Source organism: Mixta tenebrionis (assembly GCF_006517625.1).
In the GTDB taxonomy this organism is placed as follows: Bacteria; Pseudomonadota; Gammaproteobacteria; order Enterobacterales; family Enterobacteriaceae; genus Mixta; species Mixta tenebrionis.
The window spans coordinates 1-22,808 of the sequence record NZ_VHQI01000004.1 but is presented as its reverse complement, the minus strand read 5'-3'; the positions used below and the strand labels follow the sequence as shown (position 1 = coordinate 22,808).

Genomic DNA, 22,808 nt, shown 5'->3' with positions numbered 1-22,808 from the left:
TATGCTCCAAATTCGTTATGAACTGGTGTTTAGCGTTGAGCCATGCCTTCATCAACGATTTCCGCTAAACGTTGTAAACGCGGCACGGACACGTCACGCAGCATGGTTTGCGGATCCTGCGCGCCAATGACCGAGGCCCATACGGCACGCCCGGCCAGAAAACCTGAAGCGCCGGCTTTCATTGCAATCCGCACGGCGCGGCCAAAAATATCCGCGTCAACACCAGAGGAGAGAATGACCCACGGCATATTCATTTGATCGTTAAGCTTCTGGCAGGCCGCAAGCAGCGTCTGCTCGTCTCCCTTGCCGCCCAGCGGCATTTCCGCCTTATAGAGGTCGGCGCCCGTGCCGCCAAGCTCTGCCGCCGCAGCGACGATGGCGCTTTCCCGATCGAACTCCCAGCCACGGCGAGGCGGACGCACAACGGGTTCGATAATGCTGACAAGACCGGCGCTGCGGCAGCGCTCAACGAACTCAGCTACCATCGCCAGGCGCGCCTGCGCGGGTTCATCCGCACGCCACAGCACCAGCAGCTTCATCGCTTTTGCGCCCATCTGGCGGGCGTGATGCGGATCAACGGCTTTATCGATTTCAACGCTGTCGACCGGCATACCGTTACCGGGTACAAAATGATCCGCCGCCACAATCAAACCGCAGCTGGCCGCCAGCGCGCCCTGTGAAACAATCTGATCGAGGCAAAACTGTTTATCAGCAAGAACGGCGGAGGCATAAGGGGAGAGGATGCGGGCCGCAGCCACCTTAAAATCAGTTAACACGCTGTCGGCAACCGGCACGGGAGCGCCGGATGCCGCAAACATCAGGCGCATCGCTTCACGCTGATCGACAGCCAGCATGGCGAAACCGCCGCCGGGGCGAGAGATATCTTTCAGCGTGTACGGGTTATTGTGGGAAGACATGGCAACTCCTGTGAAGGTTTAACATTTAAAGTGAATCCGGGCGGCCCGCCTGCTGGCGAACCTGTGATAACAAAGCGCTCCAGTCCTGACGGCCCCTGCCGTTTTCGCTGGCGCTGGCGTAGTAGTTTTCTGCCGCTATTCCCATATTGAGCGGCGCGCCGGTCTGATGGGCGACGTCTACCGCGATACGCAGATCTTTCAATGCGAGGTCGACCATAAAAGCCGGTGAGAGATCCCCCTTCAGCACTTTTCCCGGCCAGGTAGTGGTAAAGTGCCCCTTGCCTGCAGCAGTGCCGCTCATAACCTTAATCGCCACATCAAGGCTCAGGCCCAGCGATTCGCAAAGCACGGCGGCCTCTGCTGACAGGGCGTTCAGCGCAATGCTCATGTAGTTATTGATAAGCTTCACGCGGATGCCCATACCTGGGCCGCCAGCCTCCACCAGCTCATTTCCCATGCACAGTAAAATCGGGCGCGCGCGTTCTACCTGTTCAGGCGTACCGCCGGCAAGAATTAATAACGTTCCATCTATGGCGTTAACGGATGTCCTGCCAACCGGGGCGTCCATCATGCTGAGATGCTGTTCTTTCATCTCGTTGATCAACGCATCGGTCTGCAATGGATGAATGGTGGACATATCAATTACCAGCGCATCGCGCGGCAGGGTTTCACATACGCCGTCCGCTCCCAGCAAAACCTGTCGCACGACGTCGCCATTTGGCAGCATGGTGATCGCCACAGCAGCATCTTTGGCGGCGTCCGCTGGCGTCTTCGCCGCGATGGCGCCTTGCTGCACCAGCTCATCGACGGCCTGTTGATTTAGATCGAACACGCGCAGAGCATGTCCTTTGCGCAGTAGATTGCTGGCCATTGGGCTACCCATTTGGCCCAGCCCCAAAAATGCGATAGTTGTCATGAACATACTCCGTTCTCAGGTTGGTAAAATAATTACAACAACACGGGGGTTTTCGTCTTTTTATGAGCATATTTGTAATTTTCGGTTAAAAACAAGACGTGCATCACTAATTTGATCATTTGTGTCATTAATATGAACAAAACAAGACAATCTCTCATGAGGTAAGACAAATATGATCAGAATTGCATGCGTTGGCATTACCGTTCAGGATCGGATTTACGTTCTCAGCGACCTGCCTGACGGCGGAGGAAAATATCAGGCGAATCAATATATCGAGACGGGCGGCGGCCCTGCGGCGACGGCTGCGGTCGCCATCGCCAGGCTGGGTATTGAGGTAGATTTTATTGGACGCGTTGGCGACGATAGCTGCGGTAAAACGTTGCTTAGCGAGCTGCAGGGTTGGGGAGTCAATACTGCATTTTGCCGCCAGTACCCCAATGCCTGCTCCTCTCAGTCAGCAGTCCTGGTTGATCGGTACGGCGAGCGCATCATTGTTAACTATCCAGGCCGCGAACTGGATACCGATGCGCAATGGCTGGAGTCGATCGATTTTTCGCGCTATGACATCGTGCTGGCAGATGTTCGCTGGCATCAGGGAGCGCTGAAAGCTTTTGCCCTGGCGCGCGCGGCAGGCGTTATTACCGTACTGGACGCGGATATGACGCCGCAGGATATCACCCCGCTGGTGGCGCTTGCCGATCATGCGGTTTTCTCTACGCCGGGCCTGAAACGCATGACCGGGCAGGATGAAAGCGAACAGGGGCTGAAGCTGGCGGCGAAATGCACGGATGGCAAGGTTTATGTCACGCTGGGCAGCGCGGGATCGCTATGGCTCGAAAATGAGCAAATTTGTCAGCTGCCGGCGTTTTCTGTCGATGTGGTAGATACAACCGGAGCAGGGGACGTTTTTCATGGTGCGCTAGCCGTCGCTTTGGCAGAGAAGATGCCAGCCTTGCAGGCTATCCGCTTCGCCAGCGCAGTCGCCGCGATGAAATGTACGCGGGCGGGAGGGCGAGCCGGGATCCCTAATCGTGAGCAAACAGAATCATTTTTGTCACTTTATGTGTAAAATAGTCATCGTTTAACAGGATGAAATCGACAGGAGTATTCATGAGCATTACCGAAGTTACCGGCAACCCACGCCACGATAGGCTGGTTCACTACATTACGGAACGCGGCTATATGAATATCGAAGAGTTAGCACAGCTGCTGGACGTTTCCACGCAAACGGTGCGTCGGGATATCCGTAAGCTAAGCGAGCAGGGGTTGATCACCCGTCATCATGGCGGGGCCGGGCGGGTGTCCAGCTTCATGAATACTGCCTTTGAACAACGAGAATTGTCGCTGACCCAGGAAAAGCGGGCGATGGCGGAAGCCGTTGCTGATTATCTTCCTGAACGCTGTACCGTCTTTATTACTATCGGTACTACCGTGGAGGCGGTCGCCCGCGCCTTGCTCAATCGTCACGATTTGCGCATCATCACTAACAGCCTGCGCGTGGCGCAAGCCCTGTATAAAAACCAGGATATTGAAGTGATGGTGCCCGGCGGCACGCTGCGCGCCCATAACGGCGGCATCGTCGGGCCGGGAGCCGTAGATTTTATCGAAGGTTTCAGGGCGGACTATCTGATCACCAGTATTGGGGCTATTGTGCAGGATGGGACGCTGCTGGAGTTTGATGTAAATGAAGCCCTTGTTGCGAAAACGATGATTAAGCATGCCCGCCATACGCTGTTAGTGGCCGATCACACCAAATTTACCGCATCTGCCGCTGTTTCTATTGGTAATGCCCGTCAGGTCAGAGCCTTCTTTACCGATGAGCCGCCGCCAGCTTCTTTCAGGAACCTGCTGAAGGAAGAGAATGTGGAGCTGATTGTTTCTCCGCCGGAAAATTAGTCGGGCCGGCCTGTTTTTTGTGGCGTATATCGCTCGTATGCCCGGCGGAAGCCTCTGCCGGCTGCGGTTCCTTTTATTGACGCGGCGTCTGTCGCCGTCGTCAATAAGCTTTTGCTTTAATATCAGTCAGTGACATGAAAACACCCTGTCGATTGTTGGTAAAAGAGAAATCGAACCAGCATTACCAACATTTTTTACCATCAAAAAGATATGGCTTCGGGTGGTTTTTATTGAACAAGAGTGAACCTGAAGAAGGGTGAACCAGACGACAGAAATGCAGAAAGCAGACGCCAGTGAACGTCTGCTTCCNACCATCAAAAAGATATGGCTTCGGGTGGTTTTTATTGAACAAGAGTGAACCTGAAGAAGGGTGAACCAGACGACAGAAATGCAGAAAGCAGACGCCAGTGAACGTCTGCTTCCCTTAAATTGGCTCCTCTGACTGGGATCGCCTTTGCCATTAACTGGCTGTTTGATAAGCTAAAGTAAAAATTTCTGGGTTGTCAGGACCACCAGAATGACCACCATTTTCTACCTGCGATGGAGCGGTTAAAAAACACTGTCGCTTTCTATCTAAGCATCGTCTGTTAAAAACGCTTTCAATTTTTCCAGCAGGATCTCCGTCTCTTTAAGTTCGCACTCCCAAACTATCAACGTTCGCCAGCCCATTTCGTGTAACTTTGATAAATTCAGGGAATCCCTCGATTTATTTCTTTCTAGTTTTGCAAACCAATATTCCTGATTTGATTTTGGCATGCGATTTCGCCGGCATCCTTCATGACCATGCCAAAAGCAGCCATGTACGAAGATGGCTTTGCGTTTTCCCCAAAAGACTAAGTCAGGCTTGCCAGGCAGTCGTGGGTCGCATAAACGATAACGAAATCCTGCATGATAGATGAGACGTCTGACGACTCGTTCAGGCCGGGTATTTTTTCCCTTGACTCTGGACATTACGTAGCTTCGTTTAGCCGGAGTAAATGTATCCATCAGAAAACCTCGCTATGCCGACGGTCAAAAGCGCTTTCGGTGCGAAAGCGCCTGCGGCCTGCTAGAAAACATCAATCAATAGCAAAAGGCTCTATTACGATGCTTTAACCTCGTTTAAGATTCGCCAGCGCACGCAACGGTCGTCTTTCCAGTTCAAACGTATCGACGAATCTTAGCGGCAATCTCCCATCAACCAATCCAAAAGAATCCATCAGGGCATTACGTTCAGGTTCTTTCCATTGCCATAGGGGATGTGTGACGACTGCGCGCCAAAGCTCTTTCCCATCTTGTTGTATTTCCGTCAGAATCGGCAATGAATATTCTTCCGATAATATGATGGTGCCTGGACGCAGCGCTTCGACGTCTTTCGCAAGTTCGAACGCTCTTTCGCGCCATCCTTTCATCTCCGGGTGATTCCAATCATCGGCGTTTAGGCCGCAGGCGAACTCAGGCATAACCATCGCACGCAAATAAGCTATGCCTAAACGCCAGTCCAGTAAGCCATGATACCGGCGGTTGCCGTAACGCTGTATACATTTATAACAGGCTGTTTGGCATTGGGAGGGATGATCTTTTTCCAGAAAATCCACCATTGGCCAATCGTTCTTATCTTCCAGAATTTGATGTAGCAATGTAACTATCAAAGGAGAACCGTCGGCGAACTCGGGTTCGGCAAGGCGCCGACATAATCCTGAACCATTGATTAACGCATCTGCGATTTGCAGTATAGGTTTGCCATGATGCAATCGGGGTTCAAGCGTTTCGAATTCGTCAGGCGAGACATCCAGATAGAGCGCGGCCTTATGCGTTAATATTTGAGTCGCGCTGATGGCCGCCGCTCGCGTAGGCAGATTCATGTACTCGCCGTATCTGGCGACCATATTCAGATTAAGGCGAGAATCGAATTTCATTAATTCAAGGTGAAGCGACTCAGTCTGCTTGCTCGATACAAGCCCAAAGCTTTTCTTCTCGCCGTTGCACCGCCAGCGGGAATTATTGTGAGATTTCAGCCAGCCAGAATCAATGGCTTGTTTGCCCTTAATCGACGGACGACGATTGGCAAGAGGAGCCGGCGCTTTTTGGTCTGTCGCCAGATCAACAGTAAATCGTTCACCTTCCTTCTCTCCGTTTATCGGTCCATCGTTAAGACGCAAAATAGTAACAGCGCCGCGTCGTACGATAAAAGAATCGTAATCCTCTAAAGTTCCCTTATGCAACACGATTGCCGTAGTTTTTAACGACATGCGGGTAAAACTATCAATATCGTCTTTGGGTTCGAAATCCGTACGGAAAGCGGCAGGCGTGATGTAGAGTTTAAATTCGCTGGGATTGATAGGCGTGCCGCAATCCTCGCAATTAATGTCGTTATCAGGTTGGTTAGGCTCCAGCTTTGCGGAACCACATGCCGGACAAATTGCAACATGACTGCACGATTCCAACCATGAACCTACCGTCGATAGATCCTCTATCCGGTTGTTCCTGACTTGCGGTTCTCGGTAATTGCCGGTGAAGCCGATCACTTCATGCTTTTTCTTATCCTTGATCAATACCGAGCCAGGAGCATACTCGAAAACCGCAAGATCAATATCGCGATCCATCGTCGACCATTCGTATTCAGTTTGGTCATTCAGGCCTTTTATTTTGCGTAATCCCAAATAAAGGTTGCGTACCCGAGTCGGCATTCCATACATCGGCAGTTTCCCGCGTTCAGCCAGAAAACGGGCAAGCCCTACGCTGTCGTCAGGCGCGTAAGCATTCAGTTCGGCGATTTCATTGATTATTTTTTCGGCGTTTAATTCGGAATAAAGATGTTCTCTTTGCTCTGGGGCGAACGTTGCGGCTTCAATAAAACGCTCTCGTATATTGCAGGTTGCTTCCAACGCGCCTTGCAATCGCTTAGCCCAGTTCACTTCATCGTTATAATAGTAATCATGCGTCGAAACATATTCGCCATGAATATCAGGCGGAACAAGTTTATCGCCAGGGAACGTTATCCCGTTTTTGTGATCCTCCCCACGCAAAAGATTAAACGCGGCCCTAAGCCATACTTTCCGCAAGAGTCTTAATGGAATGGCGTCATGATCTACCGCCAGAAAGGGCGGTGGCGGTGGATCGCCGGTAATTGCATGAGGATGGGCGAAATAATAGGCGTCGTGAGTACGTCCGCGACAAAACGTAATGACAAAAGAAAAAGCCTGACCGCGCCGCCCGGCCCGGCCGACGCGCTGCTGGTAATTAAAGCGCTGAGGCGGCATGTTGGCCTGATAAACTGACTGAAGAGAGCCGATATCGATGCCGACCTCCATCGTCGTGGTGACGGCAAGCATATCGATTTCCGCATCCAGTTTTTCAAGTTCGCTCATCTTATCGACGAAAATGCCTTTGAATTTACGAAGCCGATCGGAAAAGTCATCCGTCTGTCCCGTCAATTCCTCGACGTTCAACCGGAAGCGTTTAACTCCGTCTCGTTCGCCGCGTACAATGCGTTTGCCAAGAAAATTGTCTTCCCATAGCGTTTCAACGAAGCCTCTGGGTTTAATATCAAGCGGTTCCGTGCAACGGGTACAACGCTTAAACCCTAAATGTAAGTGAATCCTCTCGCAGTTGCCGCATTGCCAGTAAGGATCGCCAGGTTTAGCTACTTTGAGGAACAATTTGCCGATATTGAATAAACCTGCCGCGTGTTCTTTAGCAGCAAATTGATTTAAGACTCGCGTCAAATTATCCAGATAATTATTGTCGCCAAATAAAGCTTTGGCGACACGTTTAACTTTTTCTTTATTAACATCTTTTCCTGTATTCCATTCGACAGATTGTTCGGGATCGAAATATTTATTTTCTTTGACGCGATAAACGCCGGCGAACACCCTTAGCCAGGCGTCAAGTTCGGGCATATCCTCTTTATCCGAAATGCATGGATACGCCAGTCCCGTCTCCTCCAACGCAAAGAAAGTGTTGGCGAAAATAACGTCATCGATTAATTCGGATTGATTGTCGATTATCTTCTTTTTGAGTTCCAGCCGGTTAGATGAAGATAGCCTTTCATGATATTTAACGATATTCCCGTCCTTTACAAAATTGGCGTGCCAGACGGCGCTGTCGTCTCCATTAGCGTCAGGGCGATATTTATAGGGCGATATTCCTAATCCCGCCAGTTCAGATGATATCTTTCCGATGGAATCGCCTTCTGATTCCAGTAAGCTAACAATTTTTACTCGCCTGAATTTACAGAGAGTTGCAATGCTTTCTTGGCTTTTTTTGAGCACATATAGCCTTCCGAACTCATCATCGTCCTCGGCCTGCTTGGCTTTGGCTATTTTTTCATTAAGTTCCTCTTCTGGAATGTACTCTTTTTCAGCTTCTCTGATAATCGCTCTGGCTGTCGTGACCAATATTTCCCTGCGCAAGTCGCGCAAGTGCAGACGTTCGATTTCCAGCGCCATCGATGCTGCATCCTGTCGGCTATCCGAAAAGACAATACTCTTCGCATCTGCGCCGATCGCATGCAGTAATTCAAATAGCTCCGTCGCCACCAGCTGGGATGATTTAGTCACACCGGTACGGAATGCGCGAATGGGCGTTCTGGCACGGTTGGTCGCTGGTCGACTGGAATAGTCGATACCGCAGTTAGGGCAACAGAAAGGCTGTGCGGAAGGTGTTTTCGCCGGCTCGCCTTTTTTAGTTGCAACCGAATTCTGGAAATAGAGATATCCGCGAACTGCGTCGACGTCCATCGCCGGCGTTTCTTGCCCGACAGTCACAATGCCTGTGACAGGATTCAGCGTCGCCTTCTGCCAGTTATCCCAACCTTTTTCGCTGTTTGCTGGATCTTTATCAACAGGCCAGAAAACCGCAAATTCATCCAGCGTCATATCATCGTAATATTCAGCGCCGGGGCGTTCGGGAAGGTTTTCCAGATTGGTCGCCGAGGGCAACAATTCTACCGTAGCGCCTTCATTATTTTGTCCCTTCTGACCGCCGAGCAGTAAATCGCCGCACGCTTCGCAGTACAACATTTCGAATAGACGACGACCGCGTTCTTCTCCTGAGGCTGAAGGCGCGTGCGATAGGCCGCGCTCCAGACAAAAATCGGCGAACTTCGCTTTTCGCTCTCCAGGCGATACGGACGCGAAGAAACCCTCAATATTTCTAACGAATGTATGTACGCGAAAAGCCGGCGTAGCGGTCTCAGGTTTCTCGCAATCAGGCATGGAATCCGGAAGCGCGCGCAACAACATTAACCCGCGTAACGCAAGTTCAGATTCCTCCTTTCCGCCCCAACTTTCCCCCAGAAAAATTTTGTTAATGATGTAATTGGGAGGCATCGCACGCGGCTTGTCGCCATCTTTTTCAATACAGCCGTTGGTTAATAATGCGGCTGCAATTTCCGCCGCCTGTTTAATACCTTGTTTGCTGTTCTGTTCTTTTACGCCAAGGGCTAGAAAAGCATTATGCAAAGCCCGATTAAGCTCATCTGTCATTTCCAGGAGGCGAACAGTACCTCCTTGCTCTTTAAGGACTATTCGCATCAGGGCGGAAAAAGGCTTCGCGTCAACTTTTCTTTCTGGTTTAGGTATGAAGGGTTTTCCCTCAATGACGCAGTCTCGCCAAAAATCCGGCTTATCGCTGCCGGCATCCAGAGAATCGAGGCAAGTACCGAAGGGAGCGAAGAGATCTCGCAGGTACTTCCGCGATTGTTCGCCACCCGCGCCTTCCATCGGGAGAGATGCGGAAGACGCCAACAAACGCAGTTTGTAACGGTGTTTAGGGGCATCAAGTCCGAGCCGAACAATCAGCGACTTAATCAGCATAGCGGTTTCAGTACCTGCGGAGCCGCGCATTAAATGCAGTTCGTCGAACACCAGATAGAAGTAAGCGTCGTCATTATTCATCAACCATTCGCGCGTAATGTCGAAAATATTGTCTTCGACTTCTCGCGAAAGCATCGCCCCTAGCATTGAAGCGTTGGTGACGAGAACATCCGGCGGCGCGGCCTGCATATCCCAGCGTGAAACCATTTCCCCGCCGTCTGTCGAAGGGAAGATGTATCGGGTCTTTTCCGGCGTTTTTTCTTTTTCGTCGAACGCTCGCGCGGCCTGTTGATCGCAGTCGATTCGGTTCAATGTTTTACGTAATTTTTCAAGGTTATCGGCGCGGCGACTTTTCTCCGAATTGACGGCGGAAAGACGGGGATGACTGGCGTAACCGGTAACCGGCGTGGCGCTGGTATATTGCCCGAAGAAGATCCTGTTTCCAGCGAAACGATGTTCCATAACCTGTCTCGCCTCATCGGAATCCAGCGTTTTACGCAAACGCGCCATTTGATCTTCAACCAGCGCGTTCATCGGATAAAGCACCAACGCTCTGACCGCCGCCTGACGTTTTTCTCCTTTACGATAAGCAACCCAGTTTGCTTCCGTTTCATTCCACCATCGATTTTGCAGGTAGCCGTCGCAGGGAACGGGCCAATTGACCGCTTCATTCGATAATGCGGCCAGTATAGGCAACATAAAGCTTTCCGTTTTTCCCGAACCCGTACCTGATGTCACTATGCCAGGGCAACCGGGACGAATACCGCGCTCCAGCATTTTCACTTGATGAAGATAGGGCGCATGGACTGAACGACGCGGCCAGACCGCGTCGCCGGGTTTAGAATCGAACAGACCGGATAATGCCAGTTCGACAAATGCTCTTCGGCCTTTTGGTGATAGGCGGCTTAGCGGACCGTTTTCCATATCGGCCAAATCTTCAAGGGTTCTATCCGAAGACTCATATCGTAAAACGGGCTCAATATAGGGCTCTGCGGCGAACTCTCCGCTGCTGTTCAGCAGTTCGCGTCTTGACGCCGCGATGGAAGGGTCGGCAATTCGGAAGTTGGTTTCAATATATGAAATAAAGAAGTCCTGAATACGGCGAAAGCCGCCAATCGGATCTAACATGATTTCCTTCTCCTGTAATCTATTGGACGCCCAGCTCGTTATTTTGTAAATCAGCAAATAAATCGATTAAGCGTTTTTGATTTACTGCCTTGTTTTTATCGTCAAGCAATGCAACTTCCAGCGCTGATCTCGTCGCTCGTTGCGTATTAACTACGTCAAAGCGTTCACTCGGCATTTCATCCGCAATAGCGAGTTTATCCGGGGTTGAATTTTGCGGCGCAAGGCCCAGCTCCAGCTCGCGATAATGTTCAGCGGAAAGGTATAGGGGAGATAGCGTAATCGCATTATGAACGATGGCATTCTTCACCTGCAGGAGAAGATGTTCTTTCTTCATCACTTCCGCTTCGTCGCAATCTTCGTTTTCAATTGTGCCACAGATTAAAAATCGTCGAGGTAGATCGCCGCGGCGTAATCTGTCTTTCAGCGCAGGCAGCCAGAAGCGTGCGGCGGAACATTCGATACGCTCGATGACGGCGAGGATGGTTCGGGGGAGGTCGGCGTCGCTCAATAGCAATCCCTGGTAAAGCGGCGTCGCCAAGCTATTTCCCGCGCGAACCCAGAGATCTTCGTAGGAAATCATCGTCGGATCGGCAGTCTGCCGGATGGAGCGACCTGAAGAGATAAGCGATTCGGCGATAGCTAGGAAGTCTTGAGTTTCAGGACCGTACAGCAATGGACATTCGCCGGCCAGCATCAACGCCAGAAATTGTTCCATCAATATCTTCCCATCATGCGTCAGTAATTCGTTTTCTCTGACGATGCGCCCGAACTCTGCGCTGGAAACCGCTTTCGCTTTAACAGGAAGGCGTATTTCAGGGATCGCCGAATGCGCCATTCGGCGCGCTTTTTCAGCAATCGCGACATTTATTTTTTCAAGCTCGGCCTGCGCCAAGGCGGCGCGCTCTTCGGCATCCCGAAGAGAGGCCAAAGACGATTCACGCTCGGCTGTCAGAGAAGCTAAAATTCGGCGCTGACTTTCGCTTTGGTTGAGTAAATCTGCGACAGCGTCTTTCAGCCGGTTGATCTCGTTTTCGAGATCTTCTTTCTCACGTTTTAGCGTTTTTTCGATATTTATTTGTTTTTCTAAGAGTTCCGCATGTAATTTTTCTTCCTCGCTCAGTCGTAATTGCGCGATTTCATGCTCGCTCTCGCTTCTTTTCTCCGTCTGAAAGGCCGCCATTTCCGCTTCAATAACTTCGCGACGGTGTAGACGTTCTGCGGAAAACTCTCCGTCGAGCGCTTTTTGCTGCTCGGAACGTAATCTACTTCGCTCTTCTTCCGCGATATTTTGTATCTGACGTTCAAGAAGGTTGGCGATCTCGCCGTCAAGCAATATCGCTTCAGCGAGTCCTCGGGCCAGAGAACCCTCTTCTTGCAGCTTTTTCGCCAGTTCTCCAGAACGGAGAGCCTGAGCGGCGGCTAGCAGATCGTCGACGCCGGATTTTAATTTCCCGCTTTGTTCGTCGGCGTGCTTACGGAGCCATAAAGCGATCATCATCGATGAGTCGGCTCCGGCGATAAGCTGAACGGTGTGTTCAATGTAGTGCTTATCCGACGTCCAGTCATGGGTCTGACAGGGCGAAGCATTCGCATCAGGTATATAAAACGCCTTGCTGTTTTCAGACAGGCCGGATACGACGATTATTCCGCTTTCATTAAACACGTATTCAGGAACGTTCTGGTTTCTGGATAGGATAAAATGACCCGGTTTCGATTCCATCAAATTCGCCAGGATGAGTTCGCCGATTCCGAAGCGGATAGCCCATTGTCCCGGCTCGCCGTGCGTTTCAATTCCTTCGAGGCTGAGGTGGCGACGCAACGCAAGGAGAGACTGCGCCGAGGATAAATCATAGAAAGGATAAATGCGGCGGGGATGTTTCGCTCGCGCCAGTTTGCTGCGCGCGCTTGAATCCACTTGGAAGACGATCCAGCCATTTGGCCGAAACTGCGAAGCGTCGAATCCGGTAAGTTCGACTTCTCCCGTGCGGGGGAACATTTTTTTAGGGTTGTCGAGCGCAAGCCAACCGTTCTCAGTCTCCTGCGCGACGACTTTAAAATAAGAAAACCGGTCGTTTCGTCGATCGTACCGGCCAATATACCAGGGAATATCCTTCATTATTCATTTCCTTATTTTTCAGCCCATAACGCCAAACGCCCGTTTCGCCATCCCAGACGCGTTTTCCCGCCGGAATGGCGAGCCGCGGAAACTAACTGATTAACGTCACAATCGTTACCTGAGGGGAGAGAAAAGAAGCATCCTGGAAGCAGTCGGCTCAGCCAGCGGAAAGAAGCGTCGTCAAGAGGATAAGCGTATCCAGCTTCCGTCGGGCCGCCGTTTCTAAGCACGCTGCGCCGTAATCCCGTCGCCAGCGCGTCGGGCAAGCCGCAGTCGTCGGCAAGACAAATAAAATGATTTTCCGCGATACGCCTGAACGTTGGGCGGCGCGCATCCACGCTCGCGACGATAATCGCGGCGGTTCGGGACAAGAAAAACGCCGTTCCTCGCCGGGAAACAACCCTATACACATCATGGTCGCGCCCGCCAGGATGAACATAACGCGTTAAAAGGGGCGCTTCGCTATCTGAATTCGCCTGCGACAGAAAACGTCCCGAACGCCAGTCCCAGTAGGCTGCTTGAACGTGCAGTACAGCAGTTCGGTGCGTCGACGTTAGTGCGAGAGGCGTCATATCAGACGTCGACGGCGCATCGATAAGCTGCCATTCCATAACTCGGGACAACTCGACGGGATCATCGATCTCCGCGCCGAATACAGGAGGAGACCAGACGCTTACGCCGCTGCGACGAAAGCATTTTCCGCCCACCCCGGCAACCGCTTTTTGAAAATCATCTATAAGGTTGGCGCAGGTTGCGCCTTCCACGACGACCAGGTTGTCATCCCCGTTGCGAATACGAAGCAGCGAAGGTTTGACTAACGTCCATACCCGACCTTTCCAGCCTTGGCGTAAGCGCGGCTCTATCAGACCAGCGTCATGCAAACAGCGAATCAAATGCCACACATTAACGCCGTCTGCGGCGCGTTCCAGAAGCGCGACTAATTCAATTTCTTCCCAGCCGCTGGCGCCGCTGGCGTAAATTGCCTCCAGAAGATGCTCGTGATGCGCATCGCCGTCTTCCATCATCAGGGGTGCTTCGGCGTGGAATGTCGGCGTTTTTAGAGGAGACGTCGTCCAATCGGTAAGAGGTTCGAGGCGATATCTGGCGCTATCTTCCTGCGCAGGACGCGGAACGGCGCGCTCGAAAAAACGCGCCCGTTGTCGCCATGGCGGCGTTTTCTCGCCGATTTCCAGCTCTGGTTCGATAATAAACTCGCCGTTAAGAGGCATTGATGACGTCAAACGTCCATCCCTCTCCCTGACGCTGACTTTCGCGCCGGTTCCCTGGGGCGCGTAAATTCTGTAGTTTTGCGTGTCTGAATGGACGGTCGGCAGAAAAGCGGGTAATCCCAGCCACCCGCCCGGCACTCGGATGCCGTCGGAAAACTGCAGGCGAGAGACCTGTTCATCCAGCGCGGTCGATGACGCTTTCAGCGCGCGAAATATCTCTATCGCTACATGACGGCTCTGCGGACGCGACGTCAGAATCCAGTCGTTTTCTGTGACCGCATCGTCAAAATATTGGCTTGCGCGCTCGGCGTATTTACAAGATAACGCGATGTGAAATTTGAAAGAAAACACGTCGGGAGCGGCTATAGCTCTCCAGCGTCCATGGCCGACTTGATGGAAAAAGAGTAGGCCGCTCTGCGCGGCGTTGCCCAAATTGTCGCTATTTTCCGCAGACGCCGCTAATAACGCGTCGGACAACGAAGGGGCGAAAATGCTTTCGTTATTCTCGCCGGCGGCGCTGAAGTAACATCGCGAACCGTCGAAATCAACGCGCATATAGATGATCGCTTTACGCGTCTCAATATTGGAGATCAACGCCATAGCCCGCAGACGCAAACGCCAGAAAGGCATGTCGGCAAGCGCCCTGCGTCCTGAAAACCACGCTTCTCTGAACTCGCTAAACGCCTCTCTCAGCGCATGAGAGGCGTTTTCTTTTTGAATCGCCGCCTGAAAATAATCAATTAACAGTCTGGGACTGGAAACGGCTTGCGGATGGCTCGTAAGAACACGGCGCATCAAACGTAGATCCGCTTTCCCGGGAAAAGCCAGACGCAGGGTATAGCCGATATGGCTCCAGCTTGCGGGGATCTCCGGCAAACAGAGGCGGCGATAGGGTTCTCCTTTCTGAATTCGCCGTTCAAGCCAATCGGCCAGCGCTTCCCACATCGCGTTCACGCCCGCCAGATTCTGATAACTATGTTCTGTCCGAAGCCAGTTCTGTAACTTCAGGCGAAAGTTATTATGTCCTTCTTGGGCATCGAATTGACTGCTTATAAGCAGCGTCATGACAAGATAAGTGAAATATCCGGGCGATTTGTCGTTGGATCTTTCCATCATGCCGCTTTCAAGGCGCAGCGGCAGATCCGGTATTTTCGACATACAGGTCCGAAATGCTTCTTCTATTTCATCCGCGCCGACGCCGCTGTCGGCGAATGCCGCCGCGAGCGTCGACGGCGTCACTTCAAACCAACGAATATCCTGCGCATCGCCGTCAGCGCCGAACCGGAGAAAATAATCGACTAGCTTACTTTCCCAACCATCGGGCGTAACGGGCGGCGTCCAATTCATGCTTATCTATCCTCTGTCTGATGACTGTCGTTTCGGACCGATGCCGCCAGAGGCTCCAGTATGCGCTCGGCCAGAAAACGGACGGACGGAACGGCAAGTCCGTCGCCAATGATCTTAAACGCTGATTGATATGCGGTAGGAAGGATAAAATCTTCCGGCAGCCCCATTAATGCCGCCGCTTCTTTAACCGAAAGCAGGCGCGTTTTCACCTCGCCTTTATCGGCGACGATAATACGGGCGCGGGACGCGCCGCCTTTCGGCGTTCTCAGACAACCGATAACAGGAGAAAACGTGATTTCAGCTCGTTGCCGGTTGACGCCTTTTTCTCTGCGCATGCGAAGATAAAGACTGCCTATTGTCGTTTCTCCTGATTCCCGCGCTTTCGTCAGACGTGTCAGATGCGCCGGCGCCATCATATCGATCAGTCTTTGGGTTTCATCGGCAGAGTGCCATAACGCGTTTTGATCTTCACAATCAATAAGGTCGGTAAGTTCCTTTGTTCTCGAATCCGGCGCGTCGCCGGGCGTCCACCAAATCCAGTCGCCGCGCGTCTCCGCAGGAAGCGTCTCGCAGGCGCGAAGAAGAGAAGACGAATGCCATTGCGTTAGAGGTTCTTTTGAAAGTAAAGATGCAGGAACGGAGAACTGACGACTAATCGCAACGATAAATACGCGGGGTCTGGATTGAGGCAGAAAGTGCTTTGCATCAATGATCATTGCGCCATGGCAGTAGCCCATTTTACTTAACTGACGGCATATCGCAGCGAAATGGCGTCCCTGATCCAATGTCAGCAACCCAAGGACATTTTCAAGAACCAGTATCGGCGGCTTCCGATTCTCCTCTTCAAGTTTATCTACTAAATCAAGAAAAGGCCATATCGCTCCGGAACGCGTGGTTTCACCCTCGCCGGCGTCGATCTTGCCGATTCCAAGCCCATTGCCGGCCAGTGATAAATCCTGACAGGGAAATGAGGCCCAGACTAAATCAGCGTGTCCGCTCAGATCGCTTGGTTTGATTTCACGCACATCGCGCTCATCAAAATGTTCGGCTCCCCAATTCTCGATATAACACGACGTTTTTATCGGATCCATGTCGTTGGCGAACAGGCATCGCCACTGTTTTCCCAGACCGGCTCGGGCCATACCGCCGCCAGCGAAAAACTCATAGAAGCCGAATTCCGCCTCGTGCGCCTCTTCTGATCTTGATCCGTTCTTTCTCGTGACGGCTTCTTTTTTCATTGCCTGACCATAAACTTATGTTGATGAATCGGAGGGGGCGTTTAACTGCCGAAAAACGACACACTCGGAGAGATAGTCTATAAAATCATGAGGATAATAGCTACATGGACATTAGGCTTATTACCTGAACTTAAGTGCTGGTGACGATTTATCCCTTAACTGTTAATGATATGTTTTTGATTCGATAGTGAAAAAGATCGTCTGATTTTGTATGCGTAGTTGTGTCGTTGCCGTAACATATTTATATTTAAAGAAATACTTTACTTATAGACAGGAAAACCGAGTATGCCGTTTGTTATTCGTCCCTGGTCTGAGCTTGCGCAAAGCTACAATGGAACGATCTTACTGGGCAATGGCGCGAGTATTGCCGTAAGCTCTCGTTTTGCGTATAGATCTCTGCTTGAGTGCGTCAGACAGCGAGAGAGTTTAGCGGAGGACGCGCGCAGGCTGTTTGATTTTTTTGAAACCGAAGATTTTGAACTCATCCTCCGCATCGTTTGGCAGGCGTCTAACGTCAATAAATTTTTACAAATTGAGGACGCGCGGACTCATGAGGCCTACGTCAGTGTTCGTGACTGTCTTATTCAGGCCGTTCGCGATGTACACCCCGAACACCATGAAGTTAGCGGGCAATTGCCCTGTATTTATGATTTTTTGAAAAGATTCGATACGGTTATTTCGCTCAACTATGATCTTATCGTTTACTGGGTTATGACGTATGGTTTAGATATTCCGGATCGTCACAAATTTAAAGATTGTTTTCTTGGCAGAGGCGTTTTTGCCGAAGACTGGCAACGGTTAAGAGCGCCGTATGGCGGGGAGCAATCCAGTACGCTTGTTTTTTATCCACATGGCAGCCTCGTATTATGTCGAAACCGTGTTGAACAGGAACATAAAATTCATATCAGGGGAGCGGGTTTGCTTGAATCCATTCTGGATCGTTGGCGAAGCGAGGAAGTTGTTCCTCTATTTGTAAGCGAAGGAACGTATAAGCAAAAGGTAAACTCTATCCAAAACAGCTTCTATTTATCAACAGTCTATCGGGAAGTTCTCACCGAACCGCGAGAAAGTCTGGTGATATTAGGCTGGGGGATGGGAGAGCATGACGTACATTTGCTAAAACGAATGGCGGGAACAGGAATACAGCGAGTCGCAGTATCTGTTTTTAAAAGAAATCAGGCTTATTGCTGCAGAGCCACCCAATTAATCAAAGACAATCTGGGGCAAGATGTCCGCATAGAGTTTTTTGACAGCGAAAGTCCTGGTAGTTGGAATAACCCGTTAGGAAATCAGTGATAATTTCCCGTTATTCTAGCCAGCTGCATCGGATTGTAATGCTCTACGCATTGCTTTTGTATCCTCTGTTCGTATAAACGGAGGGCGTATGCTACTGATTAAAGTCGGGAGGGCGACGAATAAAACACCCTTAGGGGAAATAAGTCCGCGGTTTCGTAGAGCCGTTTTGAACCTCCTGACGCCATATCTGTAGTTATCTCAAAAGAATTCCCCGAAGTGATATATCTGATAGAGGTTAGTGAAATAACCCCTTGCCGCAGCTAACCAATCGCGGTATCTTTTACTCGCACCTGCAAAATCAGGTGCCGGGATTGGAACCCCGAAATATAACCATACTGGCGACACATGACGCGCCTGCGTCTTTTTTTATGTCGCACGCTCAGATATACCAAAATTATGGTGGGCTGGGCGGGGGCACCGTAAGGTGCGCCGGTTCCAGTATGGCCGGTAGTTCCAACCCCGTTCAGTCCACCACCCATGAGATTGGAACCTCAGGTGGTGGTGTTAAAACCACATACTGGAGGCTGCCCCTATGGCTACGATCCCCACCCAGATACACCCGTTACTTTCCGTTCCCTTCAATGCCGCCACGGATTTCACCGTACTGGCCGACCACTGCGACCGCTTCGCCGAAACCCTGCTAGAAAATGACGACCCGACGCTGCGGCTGGCGCTCTGCGGACGGCTTGCCGCCTGCCTCGCGCTGCTGCGGCCCTCGTTGAACGCCCCCATCCCGCCCCACCTGATCGAAAGTCTGACCGTTGATACCCTTCCTGCCAGTTACCCTCGCTTTGAACCCGGTTCCGAATTACTTTGTGACTATTCGCTTACGCTGACGCAGCTTCTGACGGGGCGGGCGTTGCTGCCGAAAATGGAGCGAACGCTGACCGGATTACTGTGTGAACTGGTCTGGTATTTCGCCGCTGAACTCAAAGCTCCGCGCTGTCTACGCACCGCCGAGGGCGTGACCTTTATCGACGAGGTGGCGGCATGATGCAACCGGTCTGGCATCCCGCCGATATTATCGCGGCGCTGAAAAAGCGGGGGACGTCGCTGGCGGCAGTTTCCCGTAACGCCGGGCTGGCGTCCTCCACATTGACCAACGCCCTTAACCGCCGCTGGCCCAAAGGCGAAAGGCTGATTGCCGAAGCGCTGGGCGTCGCGCCTGAAAAAATCTGGCCTTCGCGCTACCGCTGATGCCCCATCGGCGCAGGTCTGATACAGGTCTGCGCCGCATTCTGCTTATTAATTCTTTGAAGCGAAGAAACGATTTTCTCTTATCCGCATGCTTTGCCGTGCGGTAATCTCCCTCCCGCACGAAATGCTTCACGACCTGAAAGAAGCGCCAGATGTATCAGGATGGGCGCCTTACCGGCAGAGCCTCTGCAAAAATGTCGGGCCGCAGAACACTGCGGCAGAGGTCGAACTTCACCGACAATGCATCCCTTCACTGCGCCAGTTCGCTGGCCGACGCTCCACCACGCCGGAAATCACCCGGTTGCTGACAACCAGCGCCTTTACCCTTACGGGCTGCGGCCTGCATTGCCGTCAGGCTTTGCTGCCGCGTGGCCGTAAAACTGCACCAGAAACGCAACGTTTTAACACTGCACCAGTGCCAGTGCGTCACTTTATCCGCTCAGAGCGGGAAAGTGACGCACGCAGCCTTTTCAATCTGCGCCAGAAAACTCAACTGTGCCAGCTCATTGCTGGATTCTGACACTGCCTTTTCAGGCCATTTACCCATAAGGAAGACATGAACCGATACCGGAGAGGCATCTAGACGATCCGGGGGATGACCCGCGAAAGCGGGCGGCTGCTCAGAGAGCACAACCGATACCCCACAACACCTCAACAGCCGTCGCCCCGGCGCTCAGGTATCGTTCGCAGCCCGACGAAAAAATCAGGGCTATCGGCCTACGCGCCGGGGAAGGTTGTATCTGTTATCGGTTTTGCAGCAATGATGAAAAGGGGGAAGTATGGGAATGCTTAAGCAGGAAATGACGCGGCTGGCGAAGCAGGCGGGCGGCAGTCATAAAACGGTTCACGACCACATCAAGCTGGCGCAGCGGTTTTGCCAACGTCTGGTCGTGGCGCAGAATGTACAGATCCGCTACGTCAGGCATCTGAAGGCCCGGGATATCGAAGGCTATATCCGCGAACGGTTGGCGCAGGGGATCGCAAAACGCACGTTGCATAATGAAACGGCCATGATAAGAGTCATTCTGAGGCAGGCCGGACGCGATAAGCTGGCCGACAGCGCGCGGATAAGCAACCGGGCGCTGGGGCTGGCGGGCGCGTCGCGCAATGGTACAAAACGGGCCATTACGCCGGAGTATTACTATCAGGCGCTGGAAACCGCCCGCACGAAAGACGCGGGACTGGCGGCCGCGATGGAACTGGCAAGGCTGATGGGGCTGCGCTCTGAGGAAGCGGTACGGTGCGCGCAGTCACTGAAAACGTGGCAACAAGCGCTGGCGCGCGGCGATACCCGGTTGACCGTGGTGTTCGGCACCAAAGGCAACCGGCCCCGCGAAACCCTGATTCAGGATACTGACGCAGTGAAAAAAGCGCTGGATACGCACTGTCTGTCGCAGAACAACGCCACGACCGGTTGATTGACAAGCCTGACCTGAAAAGCACGATGAAATACTGGAGCAATCACATGACGCGTATCGGGCTGACGGGCGTATCTTCCCCACACTCCTTGCGTTATGCCTGGGCGCAGGACGATATTCGGCATTATCTGGCGCAGGGATTCAGTGAAAAAGAGGCGCTGGCGATGACGGCGATGGATTTGGGCCACGGCGACGGGCGAGGGCGCTGGGTGGTGCAGGTGTATGGGCGGCGGGAGGATGCTGACCGATAGCTGTAGCCTTCCGTTACCCCTGTTATTCATCGTTTTCTACCCCAAATTATTTTGGGGTAAATAATTTTGGATGATTTCCTTTTGATATGCCTGATTTCAATCGGGAATAACAATCAAAACAATGAAATTCATTATGAATCAATATAATGGGATTATGCCGCAGAGAGGGTAATAGTTATTACCTTTCATAAGATGAGCTATCCATCGTTTTTCATACAAAAAATTTTGGCCCCAAAATTTATGGTGCAGTTTCCTATCGATGGTTGGGTTATCAATCGCTTTAACTAGCCATTCGCGTACTGGTGTAGGCGAGAATTATTATCGTCATTGCATAAAGACATCGCCAGTAAAGGAAAAGGGGATAAGGGTAAAGGCCATTAAGGGTAACAGCGCCAAACCGGAAAAGGCCAAAGGGCTTAAAAGGCCGGAGCTGGCGCAGTTCTGCAACGTTCCGACGGCGGCAATCTGATGCAGTTTGTGGTTAATTGTTAACTGGTGCAGCCTGTTTATTCTCTCGTTGAAAACAGAAAGGCGAAGCCGGTTCTTCAAATGCAAAAAAGCAGTTCCTGAGCAACCGGGAACTGCTTTTTCATTATCAACACATTACCTTACTACTAGCTCAGGCTGCCTTATGCCGCCGCGCATAAATATACGGCGCGACATACCCCTCGCGGCTCACGTCCAGATAATCCGACCACCACTGCATCATGGCTTTGAGGGCGTCGAGGTGTTCAGCGCGATGAATATACGCCGCCCGCACGCTGTTACTCTCCTGATGGCTCATCTGGCGCTCTACGGCATCCCGCGACCAGAGTTCAGATTCCACCAGTGCGCTACAGGCCATCGCCCGAAAGCCATGCCCGCAGACATCGTTTTTTGTATCGTAGCCCATCAGACGAAGCGCCCGGTTGATGGTATTTTCGCTCATTGGCTTATACGGGTTATGGTCGCCGGGGAACACCAGTTCCAGATGCCCGGAGATTTCATTTATCTGCTTCAGAATGGCGATAGCCTGACGAGAAAGCGGCACTGTATGTGGAGTACGCATTTTTGCGCCACGACCAGAGAAACGGACTTTCTCAATCGTTTCCCTTGTGGCGGGAATAGTCCAGATTTTGTGTCTGAAATCTATCTCGCTCCAGCGGGCAAAGCGTAGCTCGCTGGAACGGATAAACAGATGCAGGGTCAGCATTACCGCCAGCCTTGTTAACTGCCGCCCCTGCTGATAGTTACCGATACGTCCCAGCAGTTCGGGCAACCGCTCCAGCGGCAGAGCGGGGTAGTGATTTTTAACCGGCGGCGCGGTGACGCCTTCCAGATACAGCGCTAGATTGTTTTCTGTCAGCCCCTGCTGAACGGCGTAGCGCATGATGTTGCAGAGTTGCTGCCGGGTTCGGGACGCGACTTCCAGAAAGCCTTTATCCTCGATAACTTTCAGCAACACCGTGAAATGCTGCGTTTTCAGCATCGTGACGGGCAGATGACCGATTGCCGGGAAGATATGATTTTTCATACTGGCGAGGATGCGCTCTGCATAGTCAGCCGACCACTTTTTGTTGGTTTTGTGCCATGCCACCGCAACGGCCTCAAAGCATTTTTCCGGTGATGCGGCGGCTTTTTCAGTCATACGCTGTTGTGCGGGATTGATATTCTGCGCCAGTAGCTTACGGATACCGTCGCGCTGCTGGCGGGCGTCGGAAAGCGAGACCTGCGGATAGGCGCCTAATGCGATACGGGATTCTTTTCGGTTGAAGCGATATTTGAGATACCAGAGGCGTGAACCGCCCGGATTAACAAGCAGATACAGACCCTGATAGTCGGTCAGTTTAAAGGGTTTATCAGAAGGCTTGATACTACGGATTTTCGCGTCGGACAGAGACATATGGTGGTCACTCCATTATCGAACTGAAATGACCCCAAATCAGACCACCAATTTTGCCGGATGCGGAGGGAAAACCAGATACGCATCGGGAAACATTTCCACGCTAACTTATTGAAACCTAATTGAATAGGAACTTGTAAGCATGCCTGAAAACAAGAATTTGGCTCCTCTGACTGGAC

Annotated in this window: 15 protein-coding genes and 1 pseudogene; 7 read left to right on the top strand and 9 right to left on the bottom strand. The window is 51.8% G+C overall.

The annotated features are described in order from the left end of the window. Window positions 1-29: 29 nt before the first annotated feature. Window positions 30-917 carry an aldolase gene (locus FKM52_RS07600; RefSeq protein WP_141175610.1) on the bottom strand — a complete coding sequence of 296 codons (888 nt, stop codon included), beginning with the start codon at window positions 915-917 and terminating at the stop codon, window positions 30-32. Window positions 918-942: 25 nt separating this feature from the next. Further along, window positions 943-1,833, bottom strand: coding sequence for a sulfolactaldehyde 3-reductase (yihU, locus tag FKM52_RS07595; RefSeq protein ID WP_141175609.1), 891 nt, complete (start codon window positions 1,831-1,833; stop codon window positions 943-945). Window positions 1,834-2,005: 172 nt separating this feature from the next. Here yihU and FKM52_RS07590 point away from each other — a divergent pair, with 172 nt between their 5' ends. Continuing rightward, on the top strand, window positions 2,006-2,902 hold the full coding sequence (locus FKM52_RS07590) for a sugar kinase (protein WP_141175608.1): 897 nt from the start codon (window positions 2,006-2,008) through the stop codon (window positions 2,900-2,902). A 41-nt stretch (window positions 2,903-2,943) separates the two neighbouring features. After that, window positions 2,944-3,729 carry a DeoR/GlpR family DNA-binding transcription regulator gene (locus FKM52_RS07585; protein ID WP_141175607.1) on the top strand — a complete coding sequence of 262 codons (786 nt, stop codon included), beginning with the start codon at window positions 2,944-2,946 and terminating at the stop codon, window positions 3,727-3,729. A gap of 573 nt (window positions 3,730-4,302) precedes the next feature. Here FKM52_RS07585 and FKM52_RS07580 read toward each other — a convergent pair. The 5 genes from FKM52_RS07580 to FKM52_RS07560 form a co-directional block, all read right to left on the bottom strand. After that, complete coding sequence (locus tag FKM52_RS07580) at window positions 4,303-4,716, bottom strand: very short patch repair endonuclease (protein WP_141175606.1); 414 nt, start codon at window positions 4,714-4,716, stop codon at window positions 4,303-4,305. Window positions 4,717-4,820: 104 nt separating this feature from the next. Then, window positions 4,821-10,655: a DEAD/DEAH box helicase gene (locus FKM52_RS07575; RefSeq protein ID WP_141175605.1), complete on the bottom strand. Its 5,835-nt coding sequence runs from the start codon at window positions 10,653-10,655 to the stop codon at window positions 4,821-4,823. A gap of 19 nt (window positions 10,656-10,674) precedes the next feature. Then, complete coding sequence (locus FKM52_RS07570; protein WP_141175604.1) at window positions 10,675-12,771, bottom strand: coiled-coil domain-containing protein; 2,097 nt, start codon at window positions 12,769-12,771, stop codon at window positions 10,675-10,677. Window positions 12,772-12,782: 11 nt separating this feature from the next. Beyond that, entirely contained in the window at window positions 12,783-15,347 is a 2,565-nt protein-coding gene (locus tag FKM52_RS07565; RefSeq protein WP_141175603.1) for a hypothetical protein, read from the bottom strand. A gap of 2 nt (window positions 15,348-15,349) precedes the next feature. Continuing rightward, a complete protein-coding gene (locus FKM52_RS07560; protein WP_141175602.1) occupies window positions 15,350-16,585 on the bottom strand; it encodes a DNA cytosine methyltransferase in 1,236 nt (411 codons plus the stop codon). 285 nt (window positions 16,586-16,870) lie between these two features. Here FKM52_RS07560 and FKM52_RS07555 point away from each other — a divergent pair, with 285 nt between their 5' ends. From FKM52_RS07555 to FKM52_RS07540, 5 genes and pseudogenes are all read left to right on the top strand, one after another. After that, on the top strand, window positions 16,871-17,881 hold the full coding sequence (locus tag FKM52_RS07555; RefSeq protein WP_141175601.1) for a DUF4917 family protein: 1,011 nt from the start codon (window positions 16,871-16,873) through the stop codon (window positions 17,879-17,881). 532 nt (window positions 17,882-18,413) lie between these two features. Then, window positions 18,414-18,875 carry a hypothetical protein gene (locus FKM52_RS07550; RefSeq protein WP_141175600.1) on the top strand — a complete coding sequence of 154 codons (462 nt, stop codon included), beginning with the start codon at window positions 18,414-18,416 and terminating at the stop codon, window positions 18,873-18,875. After that, complete coding sequence (locus FKM52_RS07545; protein ID WP_141175599.1) at window positions 18,872-19,078, top strand: helix-turn-helix domain-containing protein; 207 nt, start codon at window positions 18,872-18,874, stop codon at window positions 19,076-19,078. Before FKM52_RS07550 ends, FKM52_RS07545 begins: the two co-directional genes overlap by 4 nt. A 124-nt stretch (window positions 19,079-19,202) precedes the next feature. Further along, on the top strand, window positions 19,203-19,598 hold the full coding sequence (locus FKM52_RS21670; protein ID WP_181407906.1) for a hypothetical protein: 396 nt from the start codon (window positions 19,203-19,205) through the stop codon (window positions 19,596-19,598). A gap of 259 nt (window positions 19,599-19,857) precedes the next feature. Next, window positions 19,858-20,747: pseudogene (locus FKM52_RS07540) on the top strand (integrase domain-containing protein). Between the two features lie 324 nt (window positions 20,748-21,071). Here the strand turns inward: FKM52_RS07540 and FKM52_RS07535 are convergent. Both FKM52_RS07535 and FKM52_RS07530 read right to left on the bottom strand, forming a co-directional pair. Next, entirely contained in the window at window positions 21,072-21,302 is a 231-nt protein-coding gene (locus FKM52_RS07535; RefSeq protein ID WP_141175598.1) for a hypothetical protein, read from the bottom strand. A 64-nt stretch (window positions 21,303-21,366) separates the two neighbouring features. Further along, entirely contained in the window at window positions 21,367-22,629 is a 1,263-nt protein-coding gene (locus FKM52_RS07530; RefSeq protein WP_141175597.1) for a tyrosine-type recombinase/integrase, read from the bottom strand. Window positions 22,630-22,808: the final 179 nt, after the last annotated feature.